The organism is Reyranella sp., assembly GCF_004296935.1.
In the GTDB taxonomy this organism is placed as follows: domain Bacteria; phylum Pseudomonadota; class Alphaproteobacteria; order Reyranellales; family Reyranellaceae; genus Reyranella.
In genome coordinates this window covers 33662-58560 of record NZ_SCVH01000073.1, presented here as the reverse complement: position 1 = coordinate 58560, position 24899 = coordinate 33662, and the positions used below count along the sequence as shown (strand labels likewise).

Below are 24899 nucleotides of genomic sequence, written 5' to 3'. Positions count from 1 at the left end.
CCATGTTCGAACTTCTCGGCATTCCACCCCAGGCACTGTTCGGCCAGCTTCTGCTCGGCCTTATCAACGGTGCCTTCTACGCCATGCTGAGCCTCGGCCTTGCCGTGATCTTCGGCATGCTGAACGTGATCAACTTCACGCACGGCGCCCAGTACATGATGGGCGCCTTCGCCGCCTGGCTGATGCTCACCATCCTCGACATCCCGTTCTGGGTGGCCCTGGTGCTGGCACCGCTGGTGGTCGGGCTGTTCGGCATCGTGCTGGAGAAGGTGTTGCTGAAGCGCATCTACCACCTCGACCATCTCTACGGTTTTCTGCTGACGTTCGGCCTGGCGCTGGTGATCGAGGGCCTGTTCCAGTGGAAGTGGGGTTCGTCGGGAGCGCCCTATCCCAGCCCGATCCCGGGCGGCACCAATCTCGGGTTCATGTTCCTGCCGACCTATCGCGGCTTCGTCGTGGTCGCGGCCCTCGTGATCTGCCTCGTCACCTGGTACGGCATCGAGCGCACCAAGTTCGGCGCCTATCTCAGGGCGGCGACCGAGAACCCGACGCTGGTGCGGGCGTTCGGCATCAATGTGCCGCGGCTGATCACGCTCACCTACGGGTTGGGTGTCGGACTGGCAGCCCTTGCCGGCGTGCTGGCGGCGCCGATCCAGCAGGTCTCGGCGCTGATGGGCGTCAACCTGGTGCTGGTCGTGTTCGCCGTCGTGGTGATCGGCGGCATGGGCTCGATCATGGGGTCGATCGTCACCGGCTTCGGTCTGGGCCTGGTCGAAGGCCTGACCAAGGTCTTCTATCCGCCGGCGTCCAACACGGTGATCTTCGTCGTCATGGCGATCGTCCTGCTGGTCAAGCCCGCCGGCCTGTTCGGGCAGACCAAATGACCGCCCAACGCGTCATAGGCGTCGTTTTGCTCGCCGCGGCGCTGGTCGCGCCGTGGTTCGCCTATCCGATATTCCTGATGACCGCGCTCTGCTTCGCGCTGTTTGCCTGCGCTTTCAACCTGCTGCTGGGGTATGTCGGGCTGATGAGCTTCGGCCATGCCATGTTCTTCGGCATTGCCGGCTATTTCTTCGGCCATGTCGTGAAGGCATGGGGCATGGCACCCGAACTCGGCATCCTGGCGGGTGTCGCCGGCGCGGCCGCATTGGGCGCCGTCACCGGTGCGCTCGCGATCCGCCGCCAAGGCATCTACTTCGCCATGATCACCCTGGCGTTCGCCCAGATGATCTACTTCTTCTGCATCCAGGCGCCGTTCACGGGCGGCGAGGACGGACTCCAGGGCATCGCGCGCCGGCCGCTGCTCGGTGGCCTGCTGCCGACCAAGGACGACCGTGTTCTTTATTACGTGGTGCTGGCGATCTTCCTGTTCGGCTACGGCACGATCTACCGCATCATCCACTCGCCGTTCGGCCAGGTGCTGAAGGCGATCCGCGACAACGAACAGCGCGCGGTGTCGCTGGGCTACGAGGCCGACCGCTACAAGCTCCTGGCCTTCGTGCTGTCGGCCGCCTTGGCCGGACTTGCCGGTGCCACCAAGGCGATGGTGCTGCAGTTCGCAACGCTCACGGACGTGAGTGCCGCGATGTCGGGCGAAGTCGTGCTGATGGCGCTGGTCGGCGGGCTCGGCACGATCATCGGTCCGGTCGTCGGCGCCTTCATCATCATCACCATGCAGAACTACCTGGCCGCCGCCGGCGAATTCGTGCTGGTGATCCAGGGCGCGATCTTCGTGGTCATCGTCATGGCCTTCCGCAAGGGCCTGGTCGGCGAACTCACCGACTGGTGGAAGTCCCGCCGTTCCGCCGGCTGACGGCGGCGACAATGGGCGCGCGCAGGCGATGGGTTTGGCGACTGGCACCCCTGATCGGCCTCGTCGCTGCGCTTGGCGTGTCGGCGGTCGCCGGTGCGAATTCGTTGCCGCCGGTGCTTCGCGCAATGTTGCCGGTGGTGGAACTGGTCGTGCTGATGGCGGTGGTCTTTGCCTCTGTCCATCACGCCGACGTCATCGCCCATCGCACCGGCGAGCCCTATGGCACGTTGGTGCTGACGGTGGCCGTCACGGTGATCGAAGTGGCGCTGATCCTGTCGATCATGCTGGCGGGCGAGGGCCGGGCGGGTCTGGCGCGCGAGACGGTGTTCTCGGTGATCATGGTGGTGTGCAACGGCGTGGTCGGGCTCTGCCTGATCGTCGGCGGCCTGCGCTACGGCGAGCAGGGCTTCCGCGTGACGGGGGCCAGCGCTTACCTCGTCGTGCTGATGCCGCTTACGGCCTTGACGCTGATCCTGCCGACTTTCACGACCAGCGCGGCGGGGCCGTTCTATACGCCGGCCCAACTGGCCTTCGTCAGTGCCGTGACGCTCGTGCTCTATGGTGTGTTCCTCTACGTTCAGACCGTTCGTCACCGCGACTATTTCCTGTCCGATCCCGGCGATGCTTCGGCCGACGAGGCCCCGTCCGGTGGGCCAGCGCCGCGTCGGTTCTGGGAGAGCGTCGTGTTGCTGCTGGTCGCGCTCGTTGCCGTGGTGCTGCTGGCCAAGCACTTCGCGGGATCGCTCGAGACGTTTGTGGCGACGGTGGGTGCACCCTTTGAGGTCGTGGGCCTGCTGGTGGCGCTCCTGGTGCTGCTGCCCGAGACGCTGGCGGCCTTGCGTGCGGCGCGAAACAACGAGTTGCAGAAGAGCCTCAATCTGGCGCTCGGCTCGTCGCTTGCCACCATCGGGCTCACCATCCCGGCGGTCAGCATCCTTGCGATGATCCTGAAGCAGCCACTGGAACTCGGCGTCGACATGCACGACACCGTACTTCTTGTGCTCACTTTCGCCGTCAGCCTCGTGACCTTCGGCGCCGGGCGCACCAACATCCTGCCGGGCTTCGTGCACCTCGTACTGTTCGCGACCTTCGTCTTCCTGATCTTCGTCCCATGATGCCGGCACTCTTGCCTGCCATCGCCATTCGCGCCAAGAACAAGACCGCCAACAAGAGGAAATGCCTGCCATGACCGAGGTCTCAGACGATCAGATCTTCGCCGAACTGCGCAAGATCGACACGCCCACCATCACCAACGTGGTGGCGACCTATCCGAAGAATCCACTCTGCCTCGGCCTCTACAATCCCTGGACCGAGAACTGGTATACCGACACCTCGATCCGCTGCATCTATCCCGAGATGGGCGCGATCGTGGGTCACGCCGTGACCTGCGTTTACGGCCTGCCCGACCCGAACTATGCCGGCCGGCTCTCCTTCATGGACGTGGTCGATGCCCTCGACGCGATGAAGAAGCCGACCATCCTGGTGATCCAGCAGAAATGGCCGCCCGAACTGATGAACAAGGCCGGCCTCGCCGGCGAGATGATGATCAGCTCGATGATGGCGGTGGGCTGCGTCGGCATGCTCTCGAACGGCCCGTCGCGCGATGTCGATGCCATCCGCAAGCTGAATTTCCAGCTGCTGCTGGGCGGCGTCACCGCCGGCCATGGCGAGATGGCGGTTCAGTCGGTCAATGTGCCGGTCTCGGTGGGCGGCATGGACGTGGCGCCGGGCGATCTGATTCACATGGACGAGAATGGTGCCGTGAAGTTTCCGCCCAAGCATGCGCCGGCAGTCCTGAAGAACGCCCGCGCCATGCTCGACGACGAGGCGGCCAGGCTCGTGCTCCTGCGCAAGGCCAAGACCGCGGCCGAGGTACGGGCGGCCTCGTCGGGCGGCGCCTATACGCCGAAGAAGGGATAGTCATTGCCCGCGGACAGAAAAGCTTCGGCCGGCACCGCGCGCCCTGTGCGGTGGGGGCTCTCGCTTCGGCTGTTCGCGATCCTGACCCTGCTGGGGGCGATCGCCGTCCTCGTCACCGGCATCCTGGGCTATGTCCGCGCGCGCGATGCGCTGGAGCAGGCGATCTACAACCAGCTCACGGCCGCGCGCGAGATCAAGGCGCGTCAGGTCGAGACATACTTCCGGACGATCCATGCCGAGCTGCGCCTGCTCGCCACTTCGAAGATGGTGATCGAGGCGGCGCGCGAGTTCCGCGCCGCGTTCGGTGAACTCGACCGCGAGCCGTTGTCCGACGAGATGAGAGGGAAGGTGAGTGAGTGGTACGGCGAGCACTTCGTGCCGGAGATCAGCCGGGTGCTCGGCATGGCGCCGGTTCTCGCCGACTACTTGCCGGTCGGTTCCGGCGCCAGCTATCTCCAGTACCACTACATCGTCGCCAATCCACACACCGAGGCGCGCCGGCGCCTGGTCGACGATCCCGGCGACGGCAGCCGCTACAGCAGGCTGCACGCCATCTATCATCCCCTCATGCGTGCCGCTGCCGCGACCGTCGGCTTCGACGACTTCATGATTGCCGACCCGAAGTCCGGACGCGTGATCTATACGGTCGACAAGGAAGTGGACTTCGCCACATCGACCCACGTCGGTCCCTACCGTAAGACCAGCATGGCCGCTGCCGTTGCCCGTTGTTCCGCGATAGCCGACCGGTCCGCCGTCTGCCTGGAGGATTTCGCGCTGTATGCGCCGGCGGGCGGCGAGCCGACCGCCTTCATGGCCGCCCCCGTGGTCGATGAGGGGGTGGTGGTCGGCGTGTTGATCGCCCAGTTGTCGGACAACGAGATCGACAAGGTCGTGACCGGCGACCGACGCTGGCGCCACGAAGGGTTCGGCGCCACTGGCGAGGCCTATCTCGTCGGCCCGGATCATCTGCTGCGCTCCGGACCAAGGGCATTCTACGAGAATCGCGAAAGCTACTTTGCCGACCTGAAGGCCATCGGCGCGCCGGAAGCGGAGATAGCCGCCATCCGCCGCTTTGACACGCCGATCCTGATCCAGCACGTCGACACGAAGGCCAGCCAGTCGGCGCTGGCCGGCGCCGAGGGTACCGGCGAGATCATCGGCTATCGCGGCGTGCCGACGCTTGCCTCGTGGGGGCCGCTCTCGATCGCCGGCGTAAAGTGGGCGCTCATCGCCAAGATCGACAGCGCCGAGGCCTTTGCGCCGATCGACAGGCTGCGGCGGGATCTGGCGATCGTCGGCGGGCTCGCGCTGCTGGTCGTGGTCGTCACCGCCGGATGGCTGTCGCGCGCCCTGCTCGGACCACTGAGTGAATTGACCGCTGGCGTGAAGCGCTTTGCCTCCGGCGACTACGGCACCAAGGTGACGGTTCGCACCAGCGACGAGATCGGCCAGCTGTGCCTCGCCTTCAACGGCATGGTCGATGAGCTGCGCGAGAAGAACGTCGTGATCGAGGGCAAGAACCGCGAGAACGAGGAATTGCTCCTCAATGTCCTGCCGGCACCGATCGCCAACCGGCTGCGTGGCGGCGAGCAGCGGATCGCCGACGGCTTCGCCGAGGTCACGGTCGCCTTCGCCGACCTGGTGGGATTCACCGCGCTGTCCTCCGACATGCCGCCGCAGGAGGTCGTGGCGCTGCTCAATGGGCTGTTCACGCGCTTCGACGAGGCGGCCAACGACCTTGGCATCGAGAAAATCAAGACCGTGGGCGATGCCTATATGGCGGTCTGCGGTCTGCCGGTGCCGGTGGTCAATCACGCCGAGCGCATGGTGCGCATGGCGATCCGCATGGTCCATATCACGCGCGAGCATGCACTGGAGCACCAGGTCGACATGAAGCTGCGCGTCGGCATCAACAGCGGCCCCGTGGTGGCCGGCGTCATCGGCAAGAGCAAGTACATCTACGATCTGTGGGGCGACACGGTGAACCTTGCCAGTCGGATGGAATCGGGCGGCGTTCCCGACTCCATCCAGGTCACCCGTCCGGTCTACGAGAAGCTGCAGGGCCTGTTCGCCTTTGAATCGCGCGGTTCGATCGAGGTCAAGGGCAAGGGCAGCGTCGAGGTCTGGCTTTTGCGGCTCTAGGGGCCATCGTGACGCACCGCTCTTGTCGAGCGCCGGACGTTCGCGCACTGTTGGCGATGCGACGAGAGCAGCCGGGAGACCAATTCGTGCCAAACCAGTCCGCCAAGATGGACCTTGCCGATCTTCTGATCAGAAAGGCGGGGCTGATCCGCACCGTAAGAGACGAATTGGCCAAGCAGGGCGTGGTCTACTGGAACGGCCTGACCGAGATTCTCGACGCCATCGATCGGGCACGCCTTGAGGAGCCCGGAAAGCGGCCCGGATGACACTCGGAGACCTCACGCTCGTCTACCTGGCCTGCGGGGCGGCCACCTTGCCGCTCAGCATCATGGTTCTTCGCTTCATGGTGTCGCTGTCGGCGCCGAACGGCGAGGCGCGCGAGATCGACCGTGTGTTCGATCACGCCGTCGATGTGTCGGTCTTCGTCTGGATTGTGGGCGGCCTGGCCTTCTACTTCTGCGCGGCGCATATCGAACGCCGGAAACCCTGTGGCGAGCAGCGCACCAACCAGCTGACAAGCGAGTGCCGTCGGCAACTCGGTGCAGTCTATTCTCCGGACGGTGCAGGCAACGAAATCTCGCAGGCTGTCGCCCGCGCGATGTCGCCGCTCAGTTCGAACCCTCGCCGCGGGCCAGCCTGACGTAGCGCAGGGCCTTGGCGTCGTTGTCCGCCATGATCGCCGCCGTCACCTTGGGATCCTGGTAGGGGTTGGTCACGGCGATGAGCTGGTTGGTCTCGGGCATGCACGACAGGGAAACGGCCCTGGCAACGTTGGCAACATCCGGCTCGCCGCTTGTCGGCGCGGCATTCTTCGAGAGGCAGGCGTCTCTGGCCTCATACGCCCGCTCGACTCTCGCAGCCACCCTCGGGTTGCTGTACCCGCCGGCCTTGAACAGGGCGGGCGTATTGCAGGCACCCAGCGACAGAGCCGCGAGCACCAGGCCGGTTCGGGCCATTTGTTGCAGGAAAATCAACGCTGCGCCCTCATGACATACAGCGTGGCACGCTGGTCCGTGTCGTTGCGGATCGCCATGGCGACCTTCGGATCCCGATCGGGATTGCTGGCGATGATGAGCCGGTCGGTCTCGGGCGCGCAGGACAGGGAGACGGCCTTGGCGATGCTGGCGACGTCCGAGTTGGTGGCGTCGGCCGGGACGGCATTCTTGGCAAGACAGGCGTCCCTGGCTTCGTAAAGACGCTTGATACGGTTGACCGTCATCGGATTGCTGTACTCGTTGCCTTCAAAGATATAGTCGCGGCTGCAAGCGCTCAGGGACAATGCGAAGACGGCCATGACGACTCGCATCGACGGCTTCAGTGATTTCATTGGCGGAGTGCTCACGCTCGTTCCGAAGTCCAAGTCGCAGATAGCTTGGCGGACCCGGCGAGATTCGAACTCACGACCTCTGCCTTCGGAGGGCAGCGCTCTATCCAGCTGAGCTACGGGTCCAGCGCGGCGGACCATAGCGGAGGGGGCCGGGGGGTGCAACGCGGCGGGGTCCGCGAATCCGGTGCCTGTGCGCTCGATCCGCGGGCCTATGCGGCATGGACCGAATGGACTGGCCCGGTCAGCCGGTCGACGGCAGCGATGCCGAGGGCCGACAGGACGAACAGGGCGTGGATGATCACCTGCCACATGACGCCGGCCTCGGTGAAGGTGGCCGTGGGCGTGCCCAGCGCGCCTGCCTCGATGAAGGTCCGCAGCAGATGGATCGAGGAAATGCCGATGATCGCCATCGCCAGCTTGACCTTCAGGACGCTGGCGTTGACGTGGCTCAGCCACTCCGGCTGGTCGGGATGGTTTTCGAGCTGCATGCGCGAGACGAACGTCTCGTAGCCACCGACGATCACCATGACCAGCAGGTTGGAAATCATGACCACGTCGATCAGGCCGAGGACGATCAACATGATCTGTTGCTCGGTGGCCGCGAAGCTGTTGAGCACCAGGTGCCACAGTTCCTTGAGGAAAAGGATCACATACACGGCCTGTGCGACGATGAGGCCGAGATAGAGCGGCACCTGCAGCCAGCGCGAGGCGAAGATGAAGCGGGGCAAGGGCCGAAGGCCTCCGGGCGACCGGGGGGCTTTCGGGAGTTCGGGCGTTGTCGTGGACGACGTCATTCGGTCTCTCATCCCCTGGAAGTCTTGCGATGGCGCGGCAACCGGCCGGTCTTGTCTCCAACCCGCCGAGTGCCGTGATTTGCCGATCTTTCCATGATTCCGCAAGATGCCTTTCGCCGCCAAAATGGCTATAAAAGTGCCACAAAATGGGAGGAAACCACCATGTCGTCACCCAATCGTCGTACTTTCGTCCGCCGTTCGGCTGCTGCTGCCGCACTCGCCGCCTTCGGCGTATCGGGCCGCGCCGGTGCACAGGGCACCCAGCCGCTCGATGTCGTCAAGATCGTCACCGGCTTCCCGCCGGGCGGCACGACCGACACGCTCAGCCGTCGCGTCGCCGAGCATCTGCGCGGCGGCTATGCCAAGACCGCACTGGTCGAGAACAAGCCGGGGGCGGGCGGCCAGATCGCCGTGCAGGGCATGAAGGGCGCTGCGACCGATGGCAGCGTCCTGCTGCTGACGCCGGCCTCGATGCTGATGATCTACCCGCACATCTACAAGAAGCTCGCCTACAACGCCTTCACCGATGTCACTGCGGTGTCGCTCGGCTGCGTCTTCGATTTCGGCTTCTGCGTCGGTCCCGCGGTGCCCGACAGTGTCAAGGACATCAAGGGCTTCCTCGCCTGGTGCAAGGCCAACCCCGACAAGGCCAATTATGGCTCGCCGGCAGCCGGCTCCGTTCCGCACTTCATCGGCGTGCTGCTGGGGCAGGCCGGCGGCGTCGAACTGAAGCACGTGTCCTATCGCGGCTCGGCGCCCGCCGTGGCAGACCTGGTCGCGGGCCAGATCCAGGCGGTGTCGGCGCCGATCGGCGAGTTCACGCAGCAGGCCAACGCCGGCAAGATCCGCTTCCTCGGCGTCTCCGGCGCCACGCGCAGCCGCTTCGCGCCCAATGTCCCGACCTTCGCCGAGCAGGGCTACAAGGACCTCGTCTTCTCCGAGTGGTTCGGCTTCTTCGCCCCGGGCGGCACGCCAGCGCCGGTCGTGATGCGCGCCAACGAGGCGATACGCGCGGCGCTCGCCAAGAAGGACGTGGTCGATGGCCTCGCCGTGATGGGCCTCGAGGCCAAGTCGTCGACGCCGCAGGAACTCGCGACGCTCCTCAAGGAGAGCTACGACCGCTGGGGACCGATCGTGAAGAAGATCGGCTTCTCCGCCGACTCCTAGTCAGAGCCGGCGAGATTCTTCGGGATCATGTCCGGTTTGGTGCAGGCGGCATGTCTATCAGACCCCCCCCTGCGATGGAATTGCGAGCCGCCGTACGATTGGTCCGTCGGTACGATCTCCATGAAGCTCACGTCCATGCGTTGTGGCGAGCCCAGCACGAACATGATGGCCTCGGCGATATCCTCGGCCAGCAGGCTTTCGTAGCCTTCGTAGAAGCGTCGACGGCCTTCCTCGCGGTCGTCGAGCATGGCGAGGTGCGCACCGGTCTCGACCCGGCCCGGTGCGATTTCGCTCACGCGCACGCCCGAGCCGTGCAGGTCTAGCCGGAGCGTCTGGCTGAGGTTGTGCAGCGCCGCCTTGGTCATGGCGTAGACCGGCATGCCGGGGATCGCCCAGGTGGCTGCCATCGAGCTCAGATTGACGACATGGCCGAGCCCGCGCGCCTTCATGCCGGGGACCATGGCGGCGAGGCAGTTGAGCGTACCCCGCAGGTTGACGTCCATCAGCGCGTCGATGTCGTCGGGTGCTGCTTCCCACGAGACGGTCGACCGCGCGAAGGCCGAGGCGTTGTTGACCAGGATGTCGACGTCGAGCGAACCCAGCGCCGACAGCACGGCGTCGCGATGGGAGATGTCCAGGGCGAGCGGCCGGCAGCCGGTTTCCTGCGCCAGGCTGGTCAGATCGTCGGCAGACCGCGCGACGGCGTAGACGTCGATGCCGCTGATCCTGAGCTGCCGGACGGTCGCGGCGCCGATGCCGCGGCTCGCCCCCGTCACCACGGCGGTGCGATAGCGATCCAGGGACATGCCTTCTCCTTTGCGCGGTACCAGCTGACCGTTACATTGCCGACCATAGCGCATCGAAAGGTGGAGTGAGTCATGGCCAAGAAGCTTTTCCCCGACGGTACCGAAGTCGCGGGGTTTTACGTCCGTACCATCAGGAGCGGGCCGTTCGTGTTCGTCTCGGGAACGACTTCGCTCGACTCCAAGGGGCGGGTGCAGGGCAAGAGTGCCGCCGAACAGACGGCGATCACCATGCGCAAGATCGAAGCCGGCCTGAAGTCCGCCGGCGCCCGCCTGGCCGATCTCGCGCGCACGACGATCTATGTCACGGACATCCGCGACATGGCAGCCGTCAGCACGGCGTTGGGCAAGGCCCTCAAGGGGGCGGTCGTGACGTCGACGCTGGTCGGTGTGACGGCGCTGGCCGTGCCGGGACTTCTGGTCGAGATCGAGGCCACGGCCGTCGTCGAACGTTGATCGGGGGAATTGCATGAGCGGGATGAAAGTGCGGTTGCTGGGTCGCCGGCAGGCGCTGGTTGGAATTGCCGGAGCGGTGACTGCAGCACCGGTGGCTGCCCAGCAGCGGGTCAAGTCGGGAACGGTCTACATCGAGCAGGTCCAGGTGGCCTTCATCGGCAGCGGCAACGTCGGCAGCGGGACGCTGCACTTCCAAGGCAGGAGCTATCGCTTCTCGGTCGGCGGACTGGGCGTCGGCGGCTTCGGCATCTCCAAGATGGAGGCCTCGGGCGACGTCTACAATCTCAAGGAACTGCGCCAGTTTCCCGGCGCCTACGGTCAGGCGCGCTACGGGGCCGCGGCCGGCGACAAGGGCAGCGGCGAGATGTGGCTGGAGAACCCCAACGGGGTGATGATCGACCTGCGGACTCGCCGTCAGGGTCTGGCCGTATCGCTCGGCGCCGACGCCGTCATCATCGATTTCAAGTGAGCGGAGCCATGATCATGTTCAGTCGCGCCCTCGCGAGCGCCGTCATTGTCCTTGCCGCCGCCATCCCTGCAGTCGCTCAGGACGACGTCCAGACCTTCAATGCCTTCGCCGTGGTGACGGCGAACGGCACCATCGTGCGGTCGGCGGAGAAGCAGGTCATGGTGGTCGCCACCCTCGCCGGGCCCTACTTCGTGGAGACCGACGAGGGACCGCAGCATGGTGGCCGCGTGAGCTGCGCCAGCTCGGCGCGAATCGATCAGCGGACTCGCCAGACCAGCGCCTCGGGCGCTTGCACCTTCACGGCACATGACGGCGCCACGGCCTGGGGCGACTGGGACTGCGCCGGCTACGAACTGATCGGCTGCCGCGGCACCTTCAAGCTGACGGGTGGCACCGGCCGCTTTGCCGGCGCGAGCGGCGAAAGCGCGCTCATCTGGCGGCCGACGGCGCACGAATTCAGGAAGCAACTCGACGGTACGACCCTGGACAATGCCACGGGCATCGTTCTGTGGCGCGACTTCAAGCTGAAGGGGAAGTAATCGTCAACTCGCCGGCGGGTAGGAGATCCTGTTGCGCTGGAGAAGATCCTCCAGAGCCTTGATACCCTGCTGATAGCGGCCCTTCTGGCAATCGATGCCGGCGCCCATGCGGATCATGTCCGGCCCGCCGGAGCCCTCGCCGCGGCGTGTTCCGTACCTGTCGTAGATGGCGCCAAGCTCGTTGCAGCGGGCGGCCAACTGCTCATTCGTCTGTTGCCCGCCGGCGCTGCCCGGCGACGACAAGGCGGCGGCGATACCGAGCAGGGCGATCGTGCGAATGCGCCGCGTCTTCGGCGGGCGCGAGGAGAGCTGTGCCATGACGCAAAATTATACTCGGCGCGGGAGCCATGGGCGACAGCGCACTTGTGCCGATGGAACCTCCCTGCCTTGCACGCGTGGCTGGCAGCGATGTACTGTCGCGTACCCAGTCACAGGCTGGCAAAAACGGGGGACGGGATGACCTTGCGATCGACGGTTCGCTGGATGCTCGGCATGGGCATCGCAGGTCTTGTTGCGGCATGCGGCGTTGGCAAGGGGACGCTGGGCAACGATCCCGGAACGGAAAGCCAGGCGTCGACCGTCACATGGTCGGACGGCCAACCGGCCCTTTCCATCAGCTGCCAGACACCCGGCGGTTGCCAGTCTCGCGCGGTTGCCTTGTGCGGCAAGACCAGCGGTGACTATACCGTCCTGAAGATGGAGAACATGCCGACGCGCGGTGACATGAGCGAAGTGCGCGGTCCGGCCTCGGTCGTCATTCGCTGCAGCAAGTAGCTGACCGGCCTCCGGCCGGACGGCGCGAGAATGACCCGGGCGAAGACGGCCGCTATTGTCCGTCGGCGCAAGATGGAGCGAAATCGTGACCGAGCCTTTTGAAGTCATCACTGTCGATACCGACCACGTCGCCTGCGATGGCGGCGGCGGCGCGTTGGGACACCCCAAGGTCTACCTCAACCTGGGACCGGAAGGGCATGTCGAGTGCCCCTACTGCAGCAGGCTGTACAAGTTGCGCGAGGGCGCACACGTCGGCGCCCACCACTAGGAGTGGCCAATGAAGCAGCTGGGTGAAGGCTGGAACTGGCGCGACCTCAAGATCGGCGACCGGTTCACTACTTATGGCCGCACCCTTTTCGAGGCCGACCTCCTCAGTTTCGTAACGCTTTGCGGCTTTTCCGAAGAGCTGTTCACCAACAGGGAATACATCAAGAGCCATGCACCGATGCGCGGCGGCCATCCGGTGCCCGGTGCGCTGGTCTATTCCATGGCCGAGGGGCTCGTGATCCCGACCACCCTTCAGGGCTCGGGGCTTGCGTTCCTGTCGATGGGCTTCGACATCAAGGGCCCGACCTATGTGAACGACACGATCCACGTCGAGATCGAGGTGACCGAGATCAAGCCGACCTCGAAGGATCCGTCGCGTGCGCTCGTGCGCACCACCAACCTGGTCAAGAACCAGAAGGGCGAGACGGTGCTGATCTATACGCCGCTGCGCATGATGCAGGGCCGGTGAGGGGCGCTGAGATGGCCAAGGTCGCGATCGAGAAGGAAGGGTCGACCACGATCGTCTCGATCGACCGCTTCGCCGAGGCGCGCAACGCCGTCGATCCCGAGACGGCCATCCTGCTGCGCGAGGCGTTCCTGGCCTTCGATGCCGACGACACGCAATCGGTCGCGATCCTGACCGGCCGCGGCGGCACTTTCTGCGCCGGTTACGATCTCAAGGTGGCGGCCGGCCGCGAAGGCCCGTCGCTGCACGATCCCGCCGGTCCCGGCCCGATGGGCCCGACGCGCCATCTGCTCTCCAAGCCGGTGATTGCCGCCGTCGAAGGCTACGCCGTGGCAGGCGGCCTCGAGCTGGCCCTTTGGTGCGACATGCGCGTGGCGTCCGAGAGCGCCAGGTTCGGCGTGTTCTGCCGGCGCTGGGGCGTGCCCCTGATCGACGGTGGCACCGTGCGGCTGCCGCGTCTGATCGGTCATAGCCGCGCCCTCGACATGATCCTGACCGGGCGCGAGGTCGGCGCCCGTGAGGCCGTCGACTGGGGACTGGCCAACCGGCTGGTGCCACAAGGCCAGGCGCTCGCGGAAGCCAAGACCCTGGCCGAACAGCTCGGAAAATTTCCCCAGACCTGCCTGCGCTCCGACCGCCGCTCGTCTTACGACCAGTGGGGGCTCGACGTTCCGGCGGCGCTGGTCAACGAGGCTCGGCACGGCATGCCGGCGTTGCAGGCGGAATCGCGCAAGGGCGCCGCCCGCTTCGCCGCCGGCAAGGGCCGCGGCGGCGATTTCGGCGAAATCTGATCGTGCTGCCGACTGACGCCGAGGTCGCGAACTATCGCCAGGACGGCGCGATCTGCCTGCGTGGAGCCTTCGCGATGGACTGGATCGAGGGCCTGCGCGCGGCGATCGATGCCGACATGGCGGATCCTGGCCCGATGGTGCGGCTGAACACGCCCAAGGGCGCGCCGGGGCTGTTCTTCGTCGATTTCCAGCTCTGGCAGCGCCACACCGCGGCGCGTGCGTTCGTCTACCAATCGCCGGCGCGCGAGATCGCGGCCCGCCTCATGGGCTCCCGCGAGGTCGTCTACTATCACGACCATCTGCTGGTGAAGGAGCCGGGCACGCAGGAGCGCACGCCCTGGCATCACGACCAGCCCTACTACCCGATCGATGGCGAGCAGATCGTCTCGCTGTGGCTGCCGCTCGATCCGGTCGATCGCGCGACCTGCGTCGAATACGTCAAGGGCTCGCATCGCTGGGGCCGCTGGTTCCAGCCCAAATTCTTCAAGCAGGGCGGCGTCGATCTACAGGTCCAGGATTCGCGTTTCGAGCCGCTGCCCGATCTCGACGCCGAACGCGACCGCCACGAGTTCCTCGCCTGGGACATGGAGCCGGGCGATGTCATCGCCTTCCACGCTCTGACGCTTCACGGCGCTTCGGGGAACCGCTCGGCCTCGCGCCGACGCCGCGCCTGGGCGACGCGCTGGTGCGGCGACGATGCGCGCTACGCCGCTCGCGTCGGGCAGATCTCGCCGCCGCTCGAGGGGCACGGGTTGAAGCCGGGCGACCGCCTGGAATGCGAACTATTTCCCAAAGTGCTTGGTCAGGCGGGCTAGGGCACCAGCACGGCCTTGCCGACGACGGTGCGCTCCTCGATCAGCTTGAAGGCCTTTACCCAGTCGGCGAGGTCGAGCGTCGCGGCGACGGTGGCCTTGAGCTTGCCCTCGGTGAACCAGCGCATCAGTTCGGCCTGCGCGTCGGCCACCATGGCCTGGCGCTTGGCGAGCGCCGCTGCTTCCTTGGGCGTCGGCGTGCCCTTGCCGCCCCAGCCGTTGTAGTAGCCGTAGTAGAAGCCGATCACCGTAGCGTTCTTGACCAGCAGGATGTTGGCCGGAATCTGCGGGATGACGCCGCTGGCGAAGCCCATCGGGATCAGCCGGCCCTCCGGCGCGATGCAGCGGAGAGAGGTGTCGAAGGCAGCGCCGCCGACCGGATCGTAGATCACGTCGGCGCCGCGGCCGCCGGTCAACTCCAGCACCCGAGCGCGGAGATCCTCGGTGCGATAATCGATCAGGTGATCGGCGCCGGCCTCCCTGGCCGCCGCGAGCTTGTCGGCCCCGCCCGCCGAGGCGATCACCGTGGCCCCCATCGCCTTGCCGACCTCGATTCCGGTCAGGCCCGAGCCGCCACCCGCGCCGTGGACCAGCATCACTTCGCCCGGCTGCAGGCAGGCCTTCCATTTCAGGACGCCGTAGGCTGTTGGATAAAGCGTGGGGAAGTTGGTCGCCTCGGCATAGGGCATGATTTCCGGGATCACCACGGCGTTGGCCGCGGTCGCCACGGCGTATTCGGCGTAGGCGCCCTGGCTCACGCCGGTGGCGATGCGCTGGCCGACCCCGACGTTGGTGACGCCGGCCCCAAGTTCGACGATGTGACCCGCCATCTCGTTGCCTGGCACGTAGGGCAGCGGCGGCTTGTTCTGGTGCTTGCCCTGCACGCCCAGCATCGCGGCGAAGCTGACGCCCGCGGCGCCGACCCGGACCAGGATCTCGCCGGCCTTGGGCTTGGGCGTCGGTACGTCCTTGATCCTGAGGTTCTCGATCGCGCCGTACGTCTCGCAAACCAGTGCCCGCATCATTTCCTCTCGAACTATTTCTTGAACTGGCCGTGCCGGCCCTCGCCCTTGGCGAAGCGTGCCGCGCCATCCTGTGATTCCTGGCGTCGCGCCGCCAGCGACAGGTCCATTTCGCGCCGGATCGCCGCTGCCTGGTCGCGGTCGAAGCTCTCGTAGGCCGACTGCCGGTCCGAGGTCATGGCGATGGGCGGGAAGCCCGCGATTTGCGCTGCAAGTTTTTCCGCCTCCGTCCGGGTCGTGCCGCGCGCCACCTTGCGCGTGGCAAGCCCGATGGCGATCGCCTCGTCGGCGCCCACGGCGCGGCCGGTCAGCAGCATGTCCATCGCGCGGCCCTGGCCGATGACCCGCGGCAGGCGGACGGTGGTGCCGTCGCTCATCGGCACGCCCCAGCGGCGCGAGAAGACGCCGAAGGTCGCCGTCTCGTCGACGATGCGGATGTCGCAATAAAGCGCCACGCCGAGGCCGCCGGCGCAGGCATGGCCCTCGATCGCGGCAATCACCGGCTTGGAGAGCGGCGCGCGGAGCGGGCCTTCGTCGCTGCCCGCCCAGGGGAAATAGTCGGTGCCGCCGCCCAGCTCCTTGAGGTCGGCGCCGGCGCAGAAGGCGCCACCGGCACCGGTCAGCACCGCCACCCGGGCCTGCGCGTCGGCTTCGAAGGCTTTCAGCGCCGCCGCCAGGCCGTGTGCCGCCTCGTTGTCGAGGGCGTTCTTCGTTTCGGGGCGATTGATGGTGATGGTGGTGACTGGCCCCGCGGTCTCGACCAGGATTTTCGGCGTGCTCATCTTACCGTCGCAAGTTCATCTTCCAGCTGGGCATTGGTCCGCCGCGGCGTGCGGAAGTACCACCAGTTCTTCGGCGCCGTCCATTTTTCCTTCTTGGCCGTTCCGCTGCCCCAGACGCAGCGCTTGAAGTCGCGCGTTCCCGCCATGAACTGTTTGTCGGCCTCGTCGAGCTTCAGCGCGTGATCGCCCATCTCCTCGCGGCTGAACATCGGCAGCGCTTCAAGAATCAGCTCGCGCACGTCGACGTCGTTCAGCCAGTTGTCGAGATCGAAGCTGTAGTCCTGTCGTTCGAGATCGGCGGTGAAGGTGGCCCACTGGTCGACCAGCTCGCGCAGGTCCTTGACGTCGGGAGGGCCGGGAGGCGGGGGTGGCTTCATTCGCTGCCGCGCTCCGCCTGGCGGCGAAAGTAGCGCTCGCCATCGTTGGGTTTGAAGAAGGTCCGGATGACGCCGTTGGGATTGAAGGCGATGAAGGCCCCCGTCTGCCGGTCGAAGCGCGTCGTGACCCTGTCGCGCCGGACGGTTTCGAGGATCGGGCCGCCCACCTTGGCATCGCGCAGCAGTTGCGCCTGGCGCAGATAGTCCTGCCTGGTAATGCGACCGAACTCGCCGCCGTGCTTTTCGAAGTGTTCGTCGAGCCGGCGCGCGTCGGCGAAGCCGACGTTCGTGCCCCAGCCCCTCGCCGGCGCCGGCTCGTCGGCGCCAGAGACGCGCGCTTCGGTCGGCGCCGATTCGCGCACGGCAGTGCGGTCGCCACGCTCGGAGACCTGGGTCCAGAACAGAAAGATCGCGACTACCGCCAGCGCGGCGGTGAGCAGGCGGCGCCAGGGCAGACCGCCGGAGCGGAGGATCATCTGCCTATTGTGCGCCGCCTTTGAACCAGCGCGCAATCATGCGTCGCTCGGCGTCGGTGATGTGGGTCATGTTGCCGGGCGGCATGACCCGGGATGCGGCGGCCTGCTGGTAGATGGTTGCGGCCCGCGCGCGGATCTGCTCCGGCGTCTCCAGGATCACGCCCTTGGGCGGCGCGGCGATGCCTTCCTGCGTCGGCTTGGCGGCATGGCAGGAGACGCAGCGCGCCTGGATGATCGGCGCCACCTGGTCGAAGGCAACCGGTCCGCCGCCATCGTCGCTCGGCCGCGGCAGCGCCAGCAAGGCCGTGAGCGCCAGCACGACCAGGCCGGCAGCCAGCACCAGCGGATTGGGATCGCCCTTGTGGCGTTGCACGAACCACACCCGGATCAGCGCGCCTGCCAGCGAGATCATCAGCAGCAGCACCCAGTTCCATTCGTGGCCGTAGAGGCCGGCGTAGTGGTTGCTGATCATGGTGAACAGCACGGGCAGGGTGAAATAGGTGTTGTGAACCGAGCGCTGCCGGCCCATCAGCCCGAACTTCGGATCGGGCGTGCGGCCTTCCTCTTTCGCCTTCACCAGCTCGCGTTGGCCGGGAATGATCACGAAGTAGACGTTGAGCGCCATGATCGTGCCCAGCATGGCGCCGAAATGGATGTAGGCGCCGCGCCCCGAGAAGACATGGCAGAGCGCCCAGGCAGCGATTGCGCAGTAGAGAAACAGGAGGCCGCCCAGCACGGCATCGTCGCCGCCGAAGGCCGACCGGCAGAGCCAGTCGTAGACCAGCCAGCCGACGACGAGAGAGGCGAGGCCGAGCGCAATGGCCTCGGTCTTGTCGAGCGCCATGACCGAGGGATCGATCAGGGCGATCTCGGCGCCGTAGTAGTAGACGAGACAGAGCAGGAAGAAGCCCGTGATCAGGGTCGTGTAGGCTTCCCACTTGAACCAGTGCAGCTCGGGCGGCAGCGTCGGGGGCGCCACGGTGAACTTCTTGGCGGTGTAGAAGCCACCGCCATGGACCGCCCAGACCTCGCCGCCGATGCCCTTGGCGGCGTCGGCAGGGTCGAGCGGCTTGTGCAGGTGATTGTCCAGCCAGATGAAGTAGAACGAGGCGCCGACCCAGGCGATGCCCACGATCATGTGGGCCCAGCGCAGCACCAGATTGAGCCATTCGACGAGGTAAGCGGCGTCCATCCCTTCTCGTAGCGCCTTGCCGGGCAGGGCCTCAAGGCGGTAAATCGCCCTTTCGACTGTGATCCGAAAGAATTCGAGGGGAAACGACATGGCGGCTTTGGACCTTCCGGCGGGCGTTACAATCGACGGTGCGATCAAGCCCGGCTTCGAAAAGGTGCTGACCAAAGAGGCCGTCGCGTTCGTCGCCGACCTGCAGCGCAAGTTCAACGGCCGCCGCGAGGAGCTTCTGGCCCTCCGGGTCGAGCGCCAGAAGCGGCTCGATGCCGGCGAGAAGCCCGATTTCCTGGCTGCCACCGCCAGGATCCGCGAGAGCGACTGGACCGTGGCGCCGCTGCCCAAGGACATCCTCGACCGCCGCGTCGAGATCACCGGGCCGGTCGACCGCAAGATGATCATCAATGCGCTCAACTGCGGCGCCAACGTCTTCATGGCCGATTTCGAGGATGCATCGACGCCGACCTGGGCCAACATGATCGAGGGCCAGTTCAACCTGGCCGACGCCGTCCGCCGCCGGATCGACTACGTCGATCCGCAGAGCGGCAAGGCTTACAAGCTGAACGACAAGATCGCGACCCTGTTCGTCCGCCCGCGCGGCTGGCACCTGCTCGAGAAGCACGTGATGGTCGACGGCAAGCCGATGTCGGGCTCGTTGTTCGATTTTGGCCTCTACTTCTTCCATAACGCCAAGGAAGCGCTCAGCCGCGGCACTGGCCCGTACTTCTACCTGCCCAAGATGGAGAGCCATCTCGAGGCCCGGCTGTGGAACGACGTGTTCGTGCATGCCCAGAACGCGCTTGGCGTGCCGCAGAAATCGATCAAGGCCACGGTGCTGATCGAGACCATCCTCGCCACCTTCGAGATGGACGAGATCCTGTGGGAGCTGAAGGACCACTCGGCCGGCCTCAACTGCGGTCGCTGGGATTATATCTTCAGCTTCATCAAGAAGTTCCGCGAGCAGGAGTGGTCGGTTCTGCCGGACCGCGGCCAGGTCGGCATGACCTCGCACTTCCTGCGTTCCTACAGCCAGCTCCTGATCAAGACCTGCCACCGCCGTGAAGTGCACGCCATGGGTGGCATGGCGGCGCAGATCCCGATCAAGAACGACCCGAAGGCCAACGACGAGGCGATGGGCCGCGTGCATGCCGACAAGAAGCGCGAGGCGGGCGACGGTCATGACGGCACCTGGGTGGCGCATCCCGGTCTCGTGCCGATCGCCAAGGCCGAGTTCGACGCGGTCATGAAGGAAGCCAACCAGATCGCGCGCAAGCGCCAGGACGTGCATGTGAGCGCGGTCGATCTGATCACCATGCCGACGGGCCCCAAGACCGAAGCGGGCCTGCGCCAGAACGTGGCGGTGGGCATCGGCTACGTCGAGGCGTGGCTGCGCGGCATCGGCTGCGTGCCACTGTTCAACCTGATGGAGGATGCGGCGACCGCCGAGATCAGCCGCGCCCAGGTCTGGCAGTGGGTGCGCCACGCCCAGAAGCTCGACGACGGCCGTCTCATCACCAAGGAGCTGGTGCGCCAGATCGTGCGCGAGGAACTCGACAAGGTGAAGGCGCAGATGGGCGACGATGCCTACGCCAAGGGCCGTCACGAGGAAGCGGCCCAGCTCATGATCGACCTGGTCGAGCAGCCGCAGTTCTACGAGTTCCTCACCCTGCCGGCCTACGACCGGATCATCGCCGACGAGAAGAAGGCGGCGGCCTGAGGTAAAAATGGTTCAGACTGTTTACGACGTTGCCAAGGCGGGTGCGGCCGACGCGCCCGCCATCGGGGCGCCTGGGCGCCCTTGGCTCACCTACGCCGGTCTCAAGAAGCTGGTCGACGATACGCTGGCGACGCTGAACGGCGTCGGCATCGGCCGTGACGATCGCGTGGCCATGGTGGTGCCGAACGGGCCGGAGATGGCCTCGTCCTTCATCGCCGTCGCCGCGGGCACGAGCTCGGCGCCGCTCAACCCGGCCTATCGCGCCGACGAGTTCGAGTTCTATCTCGACGATCTCAAGCCCAAGGCGGTCATCGTCCAGCAGGGCATGGAAAGCCCGGTGCGCGCCGTGGCCCAGAAGGTGGGCGTGCCGATCATCGAGCTGGTGCCCACGGCCAATGGGCCTGCCGGTCTCTTCACGCTCGACGTCTCGACGCTGAAACCGGCCAAGGCTGCAAAGCCCGGCCCGTCGCAGGGCGCCGAGATCGCGCTGGTGCTGCACACGTCGGGTACCACGGCGCGGCCCAAGATCGTGCCGCTGGCCGCCAGCAATCTCGCGGCCTCGGCACGCCACATCGCGGCGGCACTTTCGCTTCAGCCGAATGACCGCTGCCTCAACATCATGCCGCTGTTCCATATTCACGGCCTGATTGCCGCGGTGCTGTCGTCGCTCGGCGCCGGCGCGTCGGTGAGCTGCACGCCGGGCTTCAATGCGCTGCGCTTCTTCGCCTGGCTCGAGGAGGTGAAGCCCACCTGGTACACGGCAGTGCCGACCATGCACCAGACCATCCTGGCGCGGCTCGGCCGCAACACCGAGATTGCGAAGGCGGCGAAGCTGCGTCTGATCCGTTCCTCGTCGGCATCGCTGCCGCCGCAGGTGATGACCGAGCTCGAAGCCGCCTTCGGCTGCCCGGTGATCGAATCCTACGGCATGACCGAAGCCAGCCACCAGATGGCCTCCAACGCGCTGCCGCCGGGCAAGCGCAAGCCGGGCGCGGTCGGCCTGCCGGCCGGCCCCAAGGTCGCGATCATGGACGAGGCGGGTGCTTTCCTGCCGCAGGGCGCGATCGGCGAGGTCGTGATCCAGGGACCGAACGTGACGGCGGGCTACGACAACAATCCCGACGCCAACCTCAAGGCCTTCGCCAACGGCTGGTTCCGCACCGGCGACCAGGGCCGCTTCGACGAGGACGGCTTCCTGTTCCTGACCGGGCGCCTGAAGGAGATCATCAACCGCGGCGGCGAGAAGATCAGCCCGATCGAGGTCGACACCATCCTGATGGACCATCCCGCGGTCGAGCAGGTCGTCACCTTCGCCATCCCGCATTCCAAGCTGGGCGAGGAGGTGGGCGCCGTCGTGGTGCTGCGTCCCGGCCAGGAAGCGACGGAGCGCGAGCTGCGCGATTTCGTGGCCAAGCGCGCCGCCGACTTCAAGGTGCCGCGCAAGGTGGTTTTCGTGACCGAAATCCCCAAGGGTGCGACCGGCAAGCTGCAGCGCATCGGCCTGGCACAGAAGCTCGGCCTCGGCGAGACGGCGTGACATGACATCGATCTGCGTCTTTGGCGCAGGGGCGATCGGCGGCCTGATGGCTGCCAAGCTCGAGATGGCCGGCACGCCCGTCACCGTCGTGGCGCGGGGCCCGCACTACGAGGCGATGCGTGCCAAGGGCCTGGTGCTGAAGAGCGAAGGCACGGAAACGGTCACCAGGCCCAAGGTCGCGACCGACCCGCGGGAGATCGGCCCGCAGGACTATCTCGTGCTGACCTTGAAGGCCCACTCGCTGCTGCCGGCGATGGCGCAGCTCAAGCCGCTGATCGGGCCCGACACCACCATCGTCGCTGCCATCAACGGCGTTCCGTGGTGGTACACCTACAAGCTCGGCGGCGAGTTCGAAGGCCGCAGCATCGGGTCGGTCGATCCGGGTGGCGCGCTCACCGCGGCGCTGCCGCCCTCGCAGGTGCTGGGCAGCATCGTCTATCCCGCGGCCGACGTGGTCGAACCCGGCGTCATCGAGCACACCTACGGCGACCGCTTCACGCTGGGCGAGCCCGATGGCAGCCGCAGCGAGCGCGCGGGCAGGCTCTCGGAACTCCTGATCAAGGCCGGCCTCAAGGCGCCGGTGCGGCCGCGCATCCGCGACGAGCTCTGGGTCAAGCTGTGGGGCAACATGGCGTTCAATCCGGTGAGCGCGCTCACCGGCGGCACGCTCGACAAGGTGATCGCCGATCCCGGAACGCACGCCGTCTGCCGTGCGATGATGGTCGAGGGCCAGGCCGTGGCCGAGAAACTCGGCGTCAAGTTCGCGCTCACCGTCGACAAGCGCATCGCCGGCGGCGCCGAGGTCGGCGCCCACAAGACGTCGATGCTTCAGGACCTCGAGCGTGGCCGGCCGCTCGAGATCGAGGCGCTGCTTGGAGCCGTGGTCGAGATGTCGGAGTGGGTCGGCATCGACATGCCGATCGGCCGTGCCGTTCTGGCGCTGGTCCGTCAGCGCGCGGAGACGCGGGCAAATGGCTGATCTGGAACTGGTCTTCGACCCGGCAGAAGACAGTCCGGCGGCCGAGCGGGTGAAGAACGGCGTCATCTTTCACAATTTCGCCGCCACTGGCGTCTCGGCCTACTATCCGGCCAACTTCTATCTCAAGAGCGAGCGCGGCGAGGTGATGGGCGGCTTGCTGGGCATGATCTGGGGCGGTTGCCTGCACATATCGATCCTGTGGGTCGACGAGGCGGTGCGCGGCCAGGACCACGCCACGCGCCTGATGGATGCCGCCGAGTCCTATGCACGCGAGCGCCACTGCCACATGGCCACGCTCGACACGCACTCATTCCAGGCAAGGCCGTTCTACGAGAAGCGTGGCTACGAGGTCTTCGGCACGCTCGACGACTATCCGCAGGGCCACAAGAAATTCTTCCTCAGGAAGAAGCTTTAGCGCCCAGCTCCTTCAGTCTCTTGTCGATCGCGAGCAGGTCGAGCCAGCTCTGGCGCTTGCTGGCCGGCGTGCGCAGCAGATAGGCCGGATGGAACGTCGGCATGGTCGGTACCTCGGTGCCGTCGTCGAGTTTCAGGCTTGTCCACTTGCCGCGCAGTCGCATGATGCCTTCGGTCGTCTCCAGCATCGCCTTGGCGGCCGTGCCGCCGGCCAGCACCAGCACCTTCGGTTTGGCGAGTTCGATGTGACGCCGCGTGAAGGCGACACAGACAGCCTGTTCGGCGAGCGTCGGGGTGCGGTTGCCGGGCGGCCGCCAGAACAGGATGTTGGTGATGTAGAGGTCGCGCTCGCGGCTCATGCCGATGGCATCGAACATGCGATCCATGAGCTGGCCGCTGACGCCCACGAACGGCTTGCCGAGCCGGTCCTCGTCGGCGCCGGGCGCCTCGCCCACGATCATGACCGGCGCGCCCGGCACGCCATCGGCGAACACCGTGTTCTTGGCGGTGCGCTTCAAGGCGCAGCCTTCGAAGGCGCGGACCGCCTCCTCGAGCTCGGCGATGGTGGCGCAGCGCCCAGCGAGGTCGCGCGCATCCTCGACGAGCTGTGGCGATTCGAGCGGCACTGGTGCACGCACTGCGGGCGGCGGCGCCGGGGCCCGGATCGGCGTCGGCGCTGCCGTGTTCCGGGGCGGTGCGGCCGGTGATGCGGCTGCGGCGGGCGGCGGGAGTGCGAAGCGGTCGACCGCTTCCTCGCCGATGGACTCGTCGAGCCCGTGGTCGACGTACCATTTCAGCAGGGCGGCGAGGTCCTCGCTCGGGATGGATGCCGCGTCCATCAAAGACTCTTCATGAAGGCACCGAGAATCGGCGCCCACATCGCGGCGTCGGCATGGCTCGCCAAGTGGCCCTTGTCGGACGGCAATTCAACGTAGGTGATGTCGATGCCCGCTTTGCGCATGTCCGTCACATACGCCGGGCAGAGGGCAATGTCGAAAAGCTTGTCTGTCTTCGACTGGACGTACAGGACTTTCGACTTCAGCTTTGCGTACTGGTTGGTGATGTCGAAAGAGTCGATCGCCCGGCGCAGCGTGACGAGGGAATGGGCATCGTAGATCTTGGCCCAGCTCTTGGCGGCGGCCCTGGCCACTGCTTCGGTCTGGCCATAATTGAGCAGCGTTTCGTAGCGGATCTGTTCCAACGTCGCTCCGACGCCACCATTGTCGTAGTACCAGCCGCCGTTCCAGTTGGGGTCGCCGGCCAGCCGCTTCTGCAGCTGCTCCAGTCCGCCCAGGCGAGAGGGCGCACGCGGCGCCGATACCGACGCCACGATCGCCTTCATGAAGCCGGGATAGGAGGCAGCCCACTGGAACGACTGGAAGCCACCCATCGATGGGCCGACCACCGCGACCAGGCTCGCAAGGCCGAGCGAATCGACCAGCAGTTTCTGGCTCGCCACCATGTCGCGCATGGTGATCTCGGGAAAGGTCGGGCCGTAGGGTTTGCCGGTGCGCGGGTCGACGCAGTTGGGGCCGCTGCTGCCGTGCGCCGAGCCCAGCGCGTTCACCGAGACGACGAAATGACGGTCGGTGTCGATCGCCTTGCCGGGGCCGATCAATCCGTCGAACCAGCCGGCCGCGCCTTCCGCGACGCCGCGGCCTTGCTTGCCCGGGGCGTTGAAGCCAGCGGCATGATGGCTCGACGTGTAGCCATGCACCACGAGGATGGCGTTGTCCTTCCCGGGCGAGAGCACGCCGTAGGTCTCGTAGGCCAATTCGAGGACCGGCAGGGTCTGGCCACTTTCCAGCCGGAATTCGCGGGCAGAGAAGATTTTGCTGTCGATTCCGGTCAATGCCGCCACGGGAATTC

The 24899-nt window shown here is 66.3% G+C and carries 32 protein-coding genes and 1 tRNA gene; 20 read left to right on the top strand and 13 right to left on the bottom strand.

Translation table 11 applies throughout. The features are described from left to right. Positions 1-2: 2 nt before the first annotated feature. The 7 genes from EPO55_RS09785 (at position 3) to EPO55_RS09755 (ending at position 6515) form a co-directional block, all read left to right on the top strand. Positions 3-884, top strand: a complete 882-nt coding sequence (locus EPO55_RS09785) for a branched-chain amino acid ABC transporter permease (RefSeq protein ID WP_296336508.1) — start codon at positions 3-5, stop codon at positions 882-884. Further along, on the top strand, positions 881-1813 hold the full coding sequence (locus tag EPO55_RS09780) for a branched-chain amino acid ABC transporter permease (protein ID WP_296336507.1): 933 nt from the start codon (positions 881-883) through the stop codon (positions 1811-1813). The genes EPO55_RS09785 and EPO55_RS09780 overlap by 4 nt, the downstream gene beginning before the upstream one ends. Before the next feature lie 11 nt (positions 1814-1824). Then, complete coding sequence (locus EPO55_RS09775; protein WP_296336506.1) at positions 1825-2928, top strand: ionic transporter y4hA; 1104 nt, start codon at positions 1825-1827, stop codon at positions 2926-2928. A gap of 70 nt (positions 2929-2998) precedes the next feature. Further along, the gene (locus EPO55_RS09770; RefSeq protein WP_296336505.1) at positions 2999-3733 is read left to right on the top strand and encodes an RraA family protein; all 735 of its coding nucleotides are present in this window, start codon (positions 2999-3001) and stop codon (positions 3731-3733) included. A gap of 45 nt (positions 3734-3778) precedes the next feature. Continuing rightward, a complete protein-coding gene (locus tag EPO55_RS09765; protein WP_296336521.1) occupies positions 3779-5875 on the top strand; it encodes an adenylate/guanylate cyclase domain-containing protein in 2097 nt (698 codons plus the stop codon). An 86-nt stretch (positions 5876-5961) separates the two neighbouring features. Beyond that, positions 5962-6141, top strand: a complete 180-nt coding sequence (locus tag EPO55_RS09760; RefSeq protein ID WP_296336504.1) for a hypothetical protein — start codon at positions 5962-5964, stop codon at positions 6139-6141. Continuing rightward, positions 6138-6515, top strand: coding sequence for a hypothetical protein (locus tag EPO55_RS09755; RefSeq protein ID WP_296336503.1), 378 nt, complete (start codon positions 6138-6140; stop codon positions 6513-6515). Before EPO55_RS09760 ends, EPO55_RS09755 begins: the two co-directional genes overlap by 4 nt. Here EPO55_RS09755 and EPO55_RS09750 read toward each other — a convergent pair. The 4 genes from EPO55_RS09750 to EPO55_RS09735 form a co-directional block, all read right to left on the bottom strand. Next, entirely contained in the window at positions 6484-6831 is a 348-nt protein-coding gene (locus EPO55_RS09750; protein WP_296336502.1) for a hypothetical protein, read from the bottom strand. The genes EPO55_RS09755 and EPO55_RS09750 overlap by 32 nt on opposite strands. 14 nt (positions 6832-6845) lie before the next feature. Continuing rightward, positions 6846-7169, bottom strand: a complete 324-nt coding sequence (locus EPO55_RS09745) for a hypothetical protein (protein ID WP_296336501.1) — start codon at positions 7167-7169, stop codon at positions 6846-6848. Positions 7170-7248: 79 nt separating this feature from the next. Continuing rightward, a tRNA-Arg gene (locus EPO55_RS09740) sits at positions 7249-7325 on the bottom strand. A gap of 86 nt (positions 7326-7411) precedes the next feature. Further along, the gene (locus tag EPO55_RS09735) at positions 7412-7996 is read right to left on the bottom strand and encodes a TIGR00645 family protein (protein WP_296336500.1); all 585 of its coding nucleotides are present in this window, start codon (positions 7994-7996) and stop codon (positions 7412-7414) included. Positions 7997-8158: 162 nt separating this feature from the next. Here EPO55_RS09735 and EPO55_RS09730 point away from each other — a divergent pair, with 162 nt between their 5' ends. Then, complete coding sequence (locus EPO55_RS09730; RefSeq protein ID WP_296336499.1) at positions 8159-9163, top strand: Bug family tripartite tricarboxylate transporter substrate binding protein; 1005 nt, start codon at positions 8159-8161, stop codon at positions 9161-9163. Here the strand turns inward: EPO55_RS09730 and EPO55_RS09725 are convergent. Beyond that, on the bottom strand, positions 9160-9969 hold the full coding sequence (locus EPO55_RS09725) for an SDR family oxidoreductase (RefSeq protein ID WP_296336498.1): 810 nt from the start codon (positions 9967-9969) through the stop codon (positions 9160-9162). The genes EPO55_RS09730 and EPO55_RS09725 overlap by 4 nt on opposite strands. A gap of 72 nt (positions 9970-10041) precedes the next feature. On the opposite strand from EPO55_RS09725, the gene EPO55_RS09720 reads away from it, so the two are divergent. From EPO55_RS09720 to EPO55_RS09710, 3 genes are read left to right on the top strand one after another with little or no spacing between them, the layout of a single operon-like run. After that, on the top strand, positions 10042-10422 hold the full coding sequence (locus EPO55_RS09720) for a Rid family hydrolase (protein WP_296336497.1): 381 nt from the start codon (positions 10042-10044) through the stop codon (positions 10420-10422). A gap of 13 nt (positions 10423-10435) precedes the next feature. After that, positions 10436-10891 carry a hypothetical protein gene (locus tag EPO55_RS09715; protein ID WP_296336496.1) on the top strand — a complete coding sequence of 152 codons (456 nt, stop codon included), beginning with the start codon at positions 10436-10438 and terminating at the stop codon, positions 10889-10891. A gap of 8 nt (positions 10892-10899) precedes the next feature. After that, complete coding sequence (locus EPO55_RS09710; RefSeq protein ID WP_296336494.1) at positions 10900-11430, top strand: hypothetical protein; 531 nt, start codon at positions 10900-10902, stop codon at positions 11428-11430. Between the two features lie 3 nt (positions 11431-11433). Here EPO55_RS09710 and EPO55_RS09705 read toward each other — a convergent pair whose 3' ends face one another. Beyond that, positions 11434-11748 (bottom strand): hypothetical protein, encoded by a 315-nt coding sequence (locus EPO55_RS09705; RefSeq protein ID WP_296336493.1) that lies wholly within the window; start codon positions 11746-11748, stop codon positions 11434-11436. Between the two features lie 138 nt (positions 11749-11886). Between EPO55_RS09705 and EPO55_RS09700 the strand changes: the two genes are divergently transcribed. From EPO55_RS09700 to EPO55_RS09680, 5 genes are all read left to right on the top strand, one after another. Next, a complete protein-coding gene (locus EPO55_RS09700; RefSeq protein WP_296336492.1) occupies positions 11887-12204 on the top strand; it encodes a hypothetical protein in 318 nt (105 codons plus the stop codon). An 85-nt stretch (positions 12205-12289) separates the two neighbouring features. Beyond that, complete coding sequence (locus tag EPO55_RS09695) at positions 12290-12472, top strand: zinc-finger domain-containing protein (protein WP_296336491.1); 183 nt, start codon at positions 12290-12292, stop codon at positions 12470-12472. A gap of 9 nt (positions 12473-12481) precedes the next feature. After that, on the top strand, positions 12482-12940 hold the full coding sequence (locus EPO55_RS09690; protein ID WP_296336490.1) for an acyl dehydratase: 459 nt from the start codon (positions 12482-12484) through the stop codon (positions 12938-12940). 11 nt (positions 12941-12951) lie between these two features. Next, on the top strand, positions 12952-13728 hold the full coding sequence (locus EPO55_RS09685) for a crotonase/enoyl-CoA hydratase family protein (protein WP_296336489.1): 777 nt from the start codon (positions 12952-12954) through the stop codon (positions 13726-13728). A 2-nt stretch (positions 13729-13730) separates the two neighbouring features. Further along, on the top strand, positions 13731-14543 hold the full coding sequence (locus EPO55_RS09680) for a phytanoyl-CoA dioxygenase family protein (protein WP_296336488.1): 813 nt from the start codon (positions 13731-13733) through the stop codon (positions 14541-14543). On the opposite strand, the gene EPO55_RS09675 is transcribed toward EPO55_RS09680, so the two are convergent. Genes EPO55_RS09675 through EPO55_RS09655 form a run of 5 tightly spaced genes read right to left on the bottom strand, consistent with a single transcriptional unit; the run spans position 14540 to position 18389 of the window. After that, entirely contained in the window at positions 14540-15562 is a 1023-nt protein-coding gene (locus EPO55_RS09675; RefSeq protein ID WP_296336487.1) for an NADPH:quinone oxidoreductase family protein, read from the bottom strand. The two genes, EPO55_RS09680 and EPO55_RS09675, sit on opposite strands and share 4 nt — an antisense overlap. Positions 15563-15576: 14 nt before the next feature. Next, positions 15577-16344, bottom strand: coding sequence for a crotonase/enoyl-CoA hydratase family protein (locus tag EPO55_RS09670; protein ID WP_296336486.1), 768 nt, complete (start codon positions 16342-16344; stop codon positions 15577-15579). Then, positions 16341-16721 (bottom strand): hypothetical protein, encoded by a 381-nt coding sequence (locus EPO55_RS09665; protein ID WP_296336485.1) that lies wholly within the window; start codon positions 16719-16721, stop codon positions 16341-16343. Before EPO55_RS09665 ends, EPO55_RS09670 begins: the two co-directional genes overlap by 4 nt. Next, complete coding sequence (locus tag EPO55_RS09660) at positions 16718-17197, bottom strand: hypothetical protein (RefSeq protein ID WP_296336484.1); 480 nt, start codon at positions 17195-17197, stop codon at positions 16718-16720. Before EPO55_RS09660 ends, EPO55_RS09665 begins: the two co-directional genes overlap by 4 nt. A 4-nt stretch (positions 17198-17201) precedes the next feature. Beyond that, positions 17202-18389 carry a urate hydroxylase PuuD gene (locus EPO55_RS09655; RefSeq protein WP_296336482.1) on the bottom strand — a complete coding sequence of 396 codons (1188 nt, stop codon included), beginning with the start codon at positions 18387-18389 and terminating at the stop codon, positions 17202-17204. A gap of 88 nt (positions 18390-18477) precedes the next feature. Here EPO55_RS09655 and aceB point away from each other — a divergent pair, with 88 nt between their 5' ends. Genes aceB through EPO55_RS09635 form a run of 4 tightly spaced genes read left to right on the top strand, consistent with a single transcriptional unit; the run spans position 18478 to position 23031 of the window. Further along, on the top strand, positions 18478-20100 hold the full coding sequence (gene aceB, locus EPO55_RS09650) for a malate synthase A (RefSeq protein ID WP_296336480.1): 1623 nt from the start codon (positions 18478-18480) through the stop codon (positions 20098-20100). Between the two features lie 7 nt (positions 20101-20107). Then, positions 20108-21637: an acyl--CoA ligase gene (locus tag EPO55_RS09645; RefSeq protein WP_296336479.1), complete on the top strand. Its 1530-nt coding sequence runs from the start codon at positions 20108-20110 to the stop codon at positions 21635-21637. Position 21638: 1 nt separating this feature from the next. After that, positions 21639-22616 carry a 2-dehydropantoate 2-reductase gene (locus EPO55_RS09640; protein ID WP_296336477.1) on the top strand — a complete coding sequence of 326 codons (978 nt, stop codon included), beginning with the start codon at positions 21639-21641 and terminating at the stop codon, positions 22614-22616. Further along, a complete protein-coding gene (locus EPO55_RS09635) occupies positions 22609-23031 on the top strand; it encodes a GNAT family N-acetyltransferase (RefSeq protein ID WP_296336475.1) in 423 nt (140 codons plus the stop codon). Before EPO55_RS09640 ends, EPO55_RS09635 begins: the two co-directional genes overlap by 8 nt. On the opposite strand, the gene EPO55_RS09630 is transcribed toward EPO55_RS09635, so the two are convergent. Both EPO55_RS09630 and EPO55_RS09625 read right to left on the bottom strand, forming a co-directional pair. After that, a complete protein-coding gene (locus EPO55_RS09630; protein WP_296336473.1) occupies positions 23015-23869 on the bottom strand; it encodes a uracil-DNA glycosylase in 855 nt (284 codons plus the stop codon). The genes EPO55_RS09635 and EPO55_RS09630 overlap by 17 nt on opposite strands. Next, on the bottom strand, positions 23869-24891 hold the full coding sequence (locus EPO55_RS09625; protein WP_296336472.1) for an alpha/beta fold hydrolase: 1023 nt from the start codon (positions 24889-24891) through the stop codon (positions 23869-23871). Before EPO55_RS09625 ends, EPO55_RS09630 begins: the two co-directional genes overlap by 1 nt. Positions 24892-24899 lie beyond the last annotated feature (8 nt).

Excerpts from the sequence above, each read along its gene's own strand:
- EPO55_RS09780 (WP_296336507.1), top strand. The coding sequence starts at position 881 with ATGACCGCCCAACGCGTCATAGGCGTCGTTTTGCTCGCCGCGGCGCTG.
- EPO55_RS09725 (WP_296336498.1), bottom strand. The coding sequence starts at position 9,969 with ATGTCCCTGGATCGCTATCGCACCGCCGTGGTGACGGGGGCGAGCCGC.
- EPO55_RS09715 (WP_296336496.1), top strand. The coding sequence starts at position 10,436 with ATGAGCGGGATGAAAGTGCGGTTGCTGGGTCGCCGGCAGGCGCTGGTT.
- EPO55_RS09685 (WP_296336489.1), top strand. The coding sequence starts at position 12,952 with ATGGCCAAGGTCGCGATCGAGAAGGAAGGGTCGACCACGATCGTCTCG.
- EPO55_RS09635 (WP_296336475.1), top strand. The coding sequence starts at position 22,609 with ATGGCTGATCTGGAACTGGTCTTCGACCCGGCAGAAGACAGTCCGGCG.
- EPO55_RS09745 (WP_296336501.1), bottom strand. The coding sequence starts at position 7,169 with ATGGCCGTCTTCGCATTGTCCCTGAGCGCTTGCAGCCGCGACTATATC.
- EPO55_RS09775 (WP_296336506.1), top strand. The coding sequence starts at position 1,825 with ATGGGCGCGCGCAGGCGATGGGTTTGGCGACTGGCACCCCTGATCGGC.
- EPO55_RS09735 (WP_296336500.1), bottom strand. The coding sequence starts at position 7,996 with ATGACGTCGTCCACGACAACGCCCGAACTCCCGAAAGCCCCCCGGTCG.
- EPO55_RS09640 (WP_296336477.1), top strand. The coding sequence starts at position 21,639 with ATGACATCGATCTGCGTCTTTGGCGCAGGGGCGATCGGCGGCCTGATG.
- EPO55_RS09670 (WP_296336486.1), bottom strand. The coding sequence starts at position 16,344 with ATGAGCACGCCGAAAATCCTGGTCGAGACCGCGGGGCCAGTCACCACC.
- EPO55_RS09665 (WP_296336485.1), bottom strand. The coding sequence starts at position 16,721 with ATGAAGCCACCCCCGCCTCCCGGCCCTCCCGACGTCAAGGACCTGCGC.
- EPO55_RS09660 (WP_296336484.1), bottom strand. The coding sequence starts at position 17,197 with ATGATCCTCCGCTCCGGCGGTCTGCCCTGGCGCCGCCTGCTCACCGCC.
- EPO55_RS09700 (WP_296336492.1), top strand. The coding sequence starts at position 11,887 with ATGACCTTGCGATCGACGGTTCGCTGGATGCTCGGCATGGGCATCGCA.
- EPO55_RS09750 (WP_296336502.1), bottom strand. The coding sequence starts at position 6,831 with ATGGCCCGAACCGGCCTGGTGCTCGCGGCTCTGTCGCTGGGTGCCTGC.
- EPO55_RS09655 (WP_296336482.1), bottom strand. The coding sequence starts at position 18,389 with ATGGACGCCGCTTACCTCGTCGAATGGCTCAATCTGGTGCTGCGCTGG.
- EPO55_RS09720 (WP_296336497.1), top strand. The coding sequence starts at position 10,042 with ATGGCCAAGAAGCTTTTCCCCGACGGTACCGAAGTCGCGGGGTTTTAC.
- EPO55_RS09730 (WP_296336499.1), top strand. The coding sequence starts at position 8,159 with ATGTCGTCACCCAATCGTCGTACTTTCGTCCGCCGTTCGGCTGCTGCT.
- EPO55_RS09770 (WP_296336505.1), top strand. The coding sequence starts at position 2,999 with ATGACCGAGGTCTCAGACGATCAGATCTTCGCCGAACTGCGCAAGATC.
- EPO55_RS09710 (WP_296336494.1), top strand. The coding sequence starts at position 10,900 with ATGATCATGTTCAGTCGCGCCCTCGCGAGCGCCGTCATTGTCCTTGCC.
- EPO55_RS09690 (WP_296336490.1), top strand. The coding sequence starts at position 12,482 with ATGAAGCAGCTGGGTGAAGGCTGGAACTGGCGCGACCTCAAGATCGGC.
- EPO55_RS09675 (WP_296336487.1), bottom strand. The coding sequence starts at position 15,562 with ATGCGGGCACTGGTTTGCGAGACGTACGGCGCGATCGAGAACCTCAGG.
- EPO55_RS09645 (WP_296336479.1), top strand. The coding sequence starts at position 20,108 with ATGGTTCAGACTGTTTACGACGTTGCCAAGGCGGGTGCGGCCGACGCG.
- EPO55_RS09785 (WP_296336508.1), top strand. The coding sequence starts at position 3 with ATGTTCGAACTTCTCGGCATTCCACCCCAGGCACTGTTCGGCCAGCTT.
- EPO55_RS09705 (WP_296336493.1), bottom strand. The coding sequence starts at position 11,748 with ATGGCACAGCTCTCCTCGCGCCCGCCGAAGACGCGGCGCATTCGCACG.
- EPO55_RS09755 (WP_296336503.1), top strand. The coding sequence starts at position 6,138 with ATGACACTCGGAGACCTCACGCTCGTCTACCTGGCCTGCGGGGCGGCC.
- EPO55_RS09630 (WP_296336473.1), bottom strand. The coding sequence starts at position 23,869 with ATGGACGCGGCATCCATCCCGAGCGAGGACCTCGCCGCCCTGCTGAAA.
- aceB (WP_296336480.1), top strand. The coding sequence starts at position 18,478 with ATGGCGGCTTTGGACCTTCCGGCGGGCGTTACAATCGACGGTGCGATC.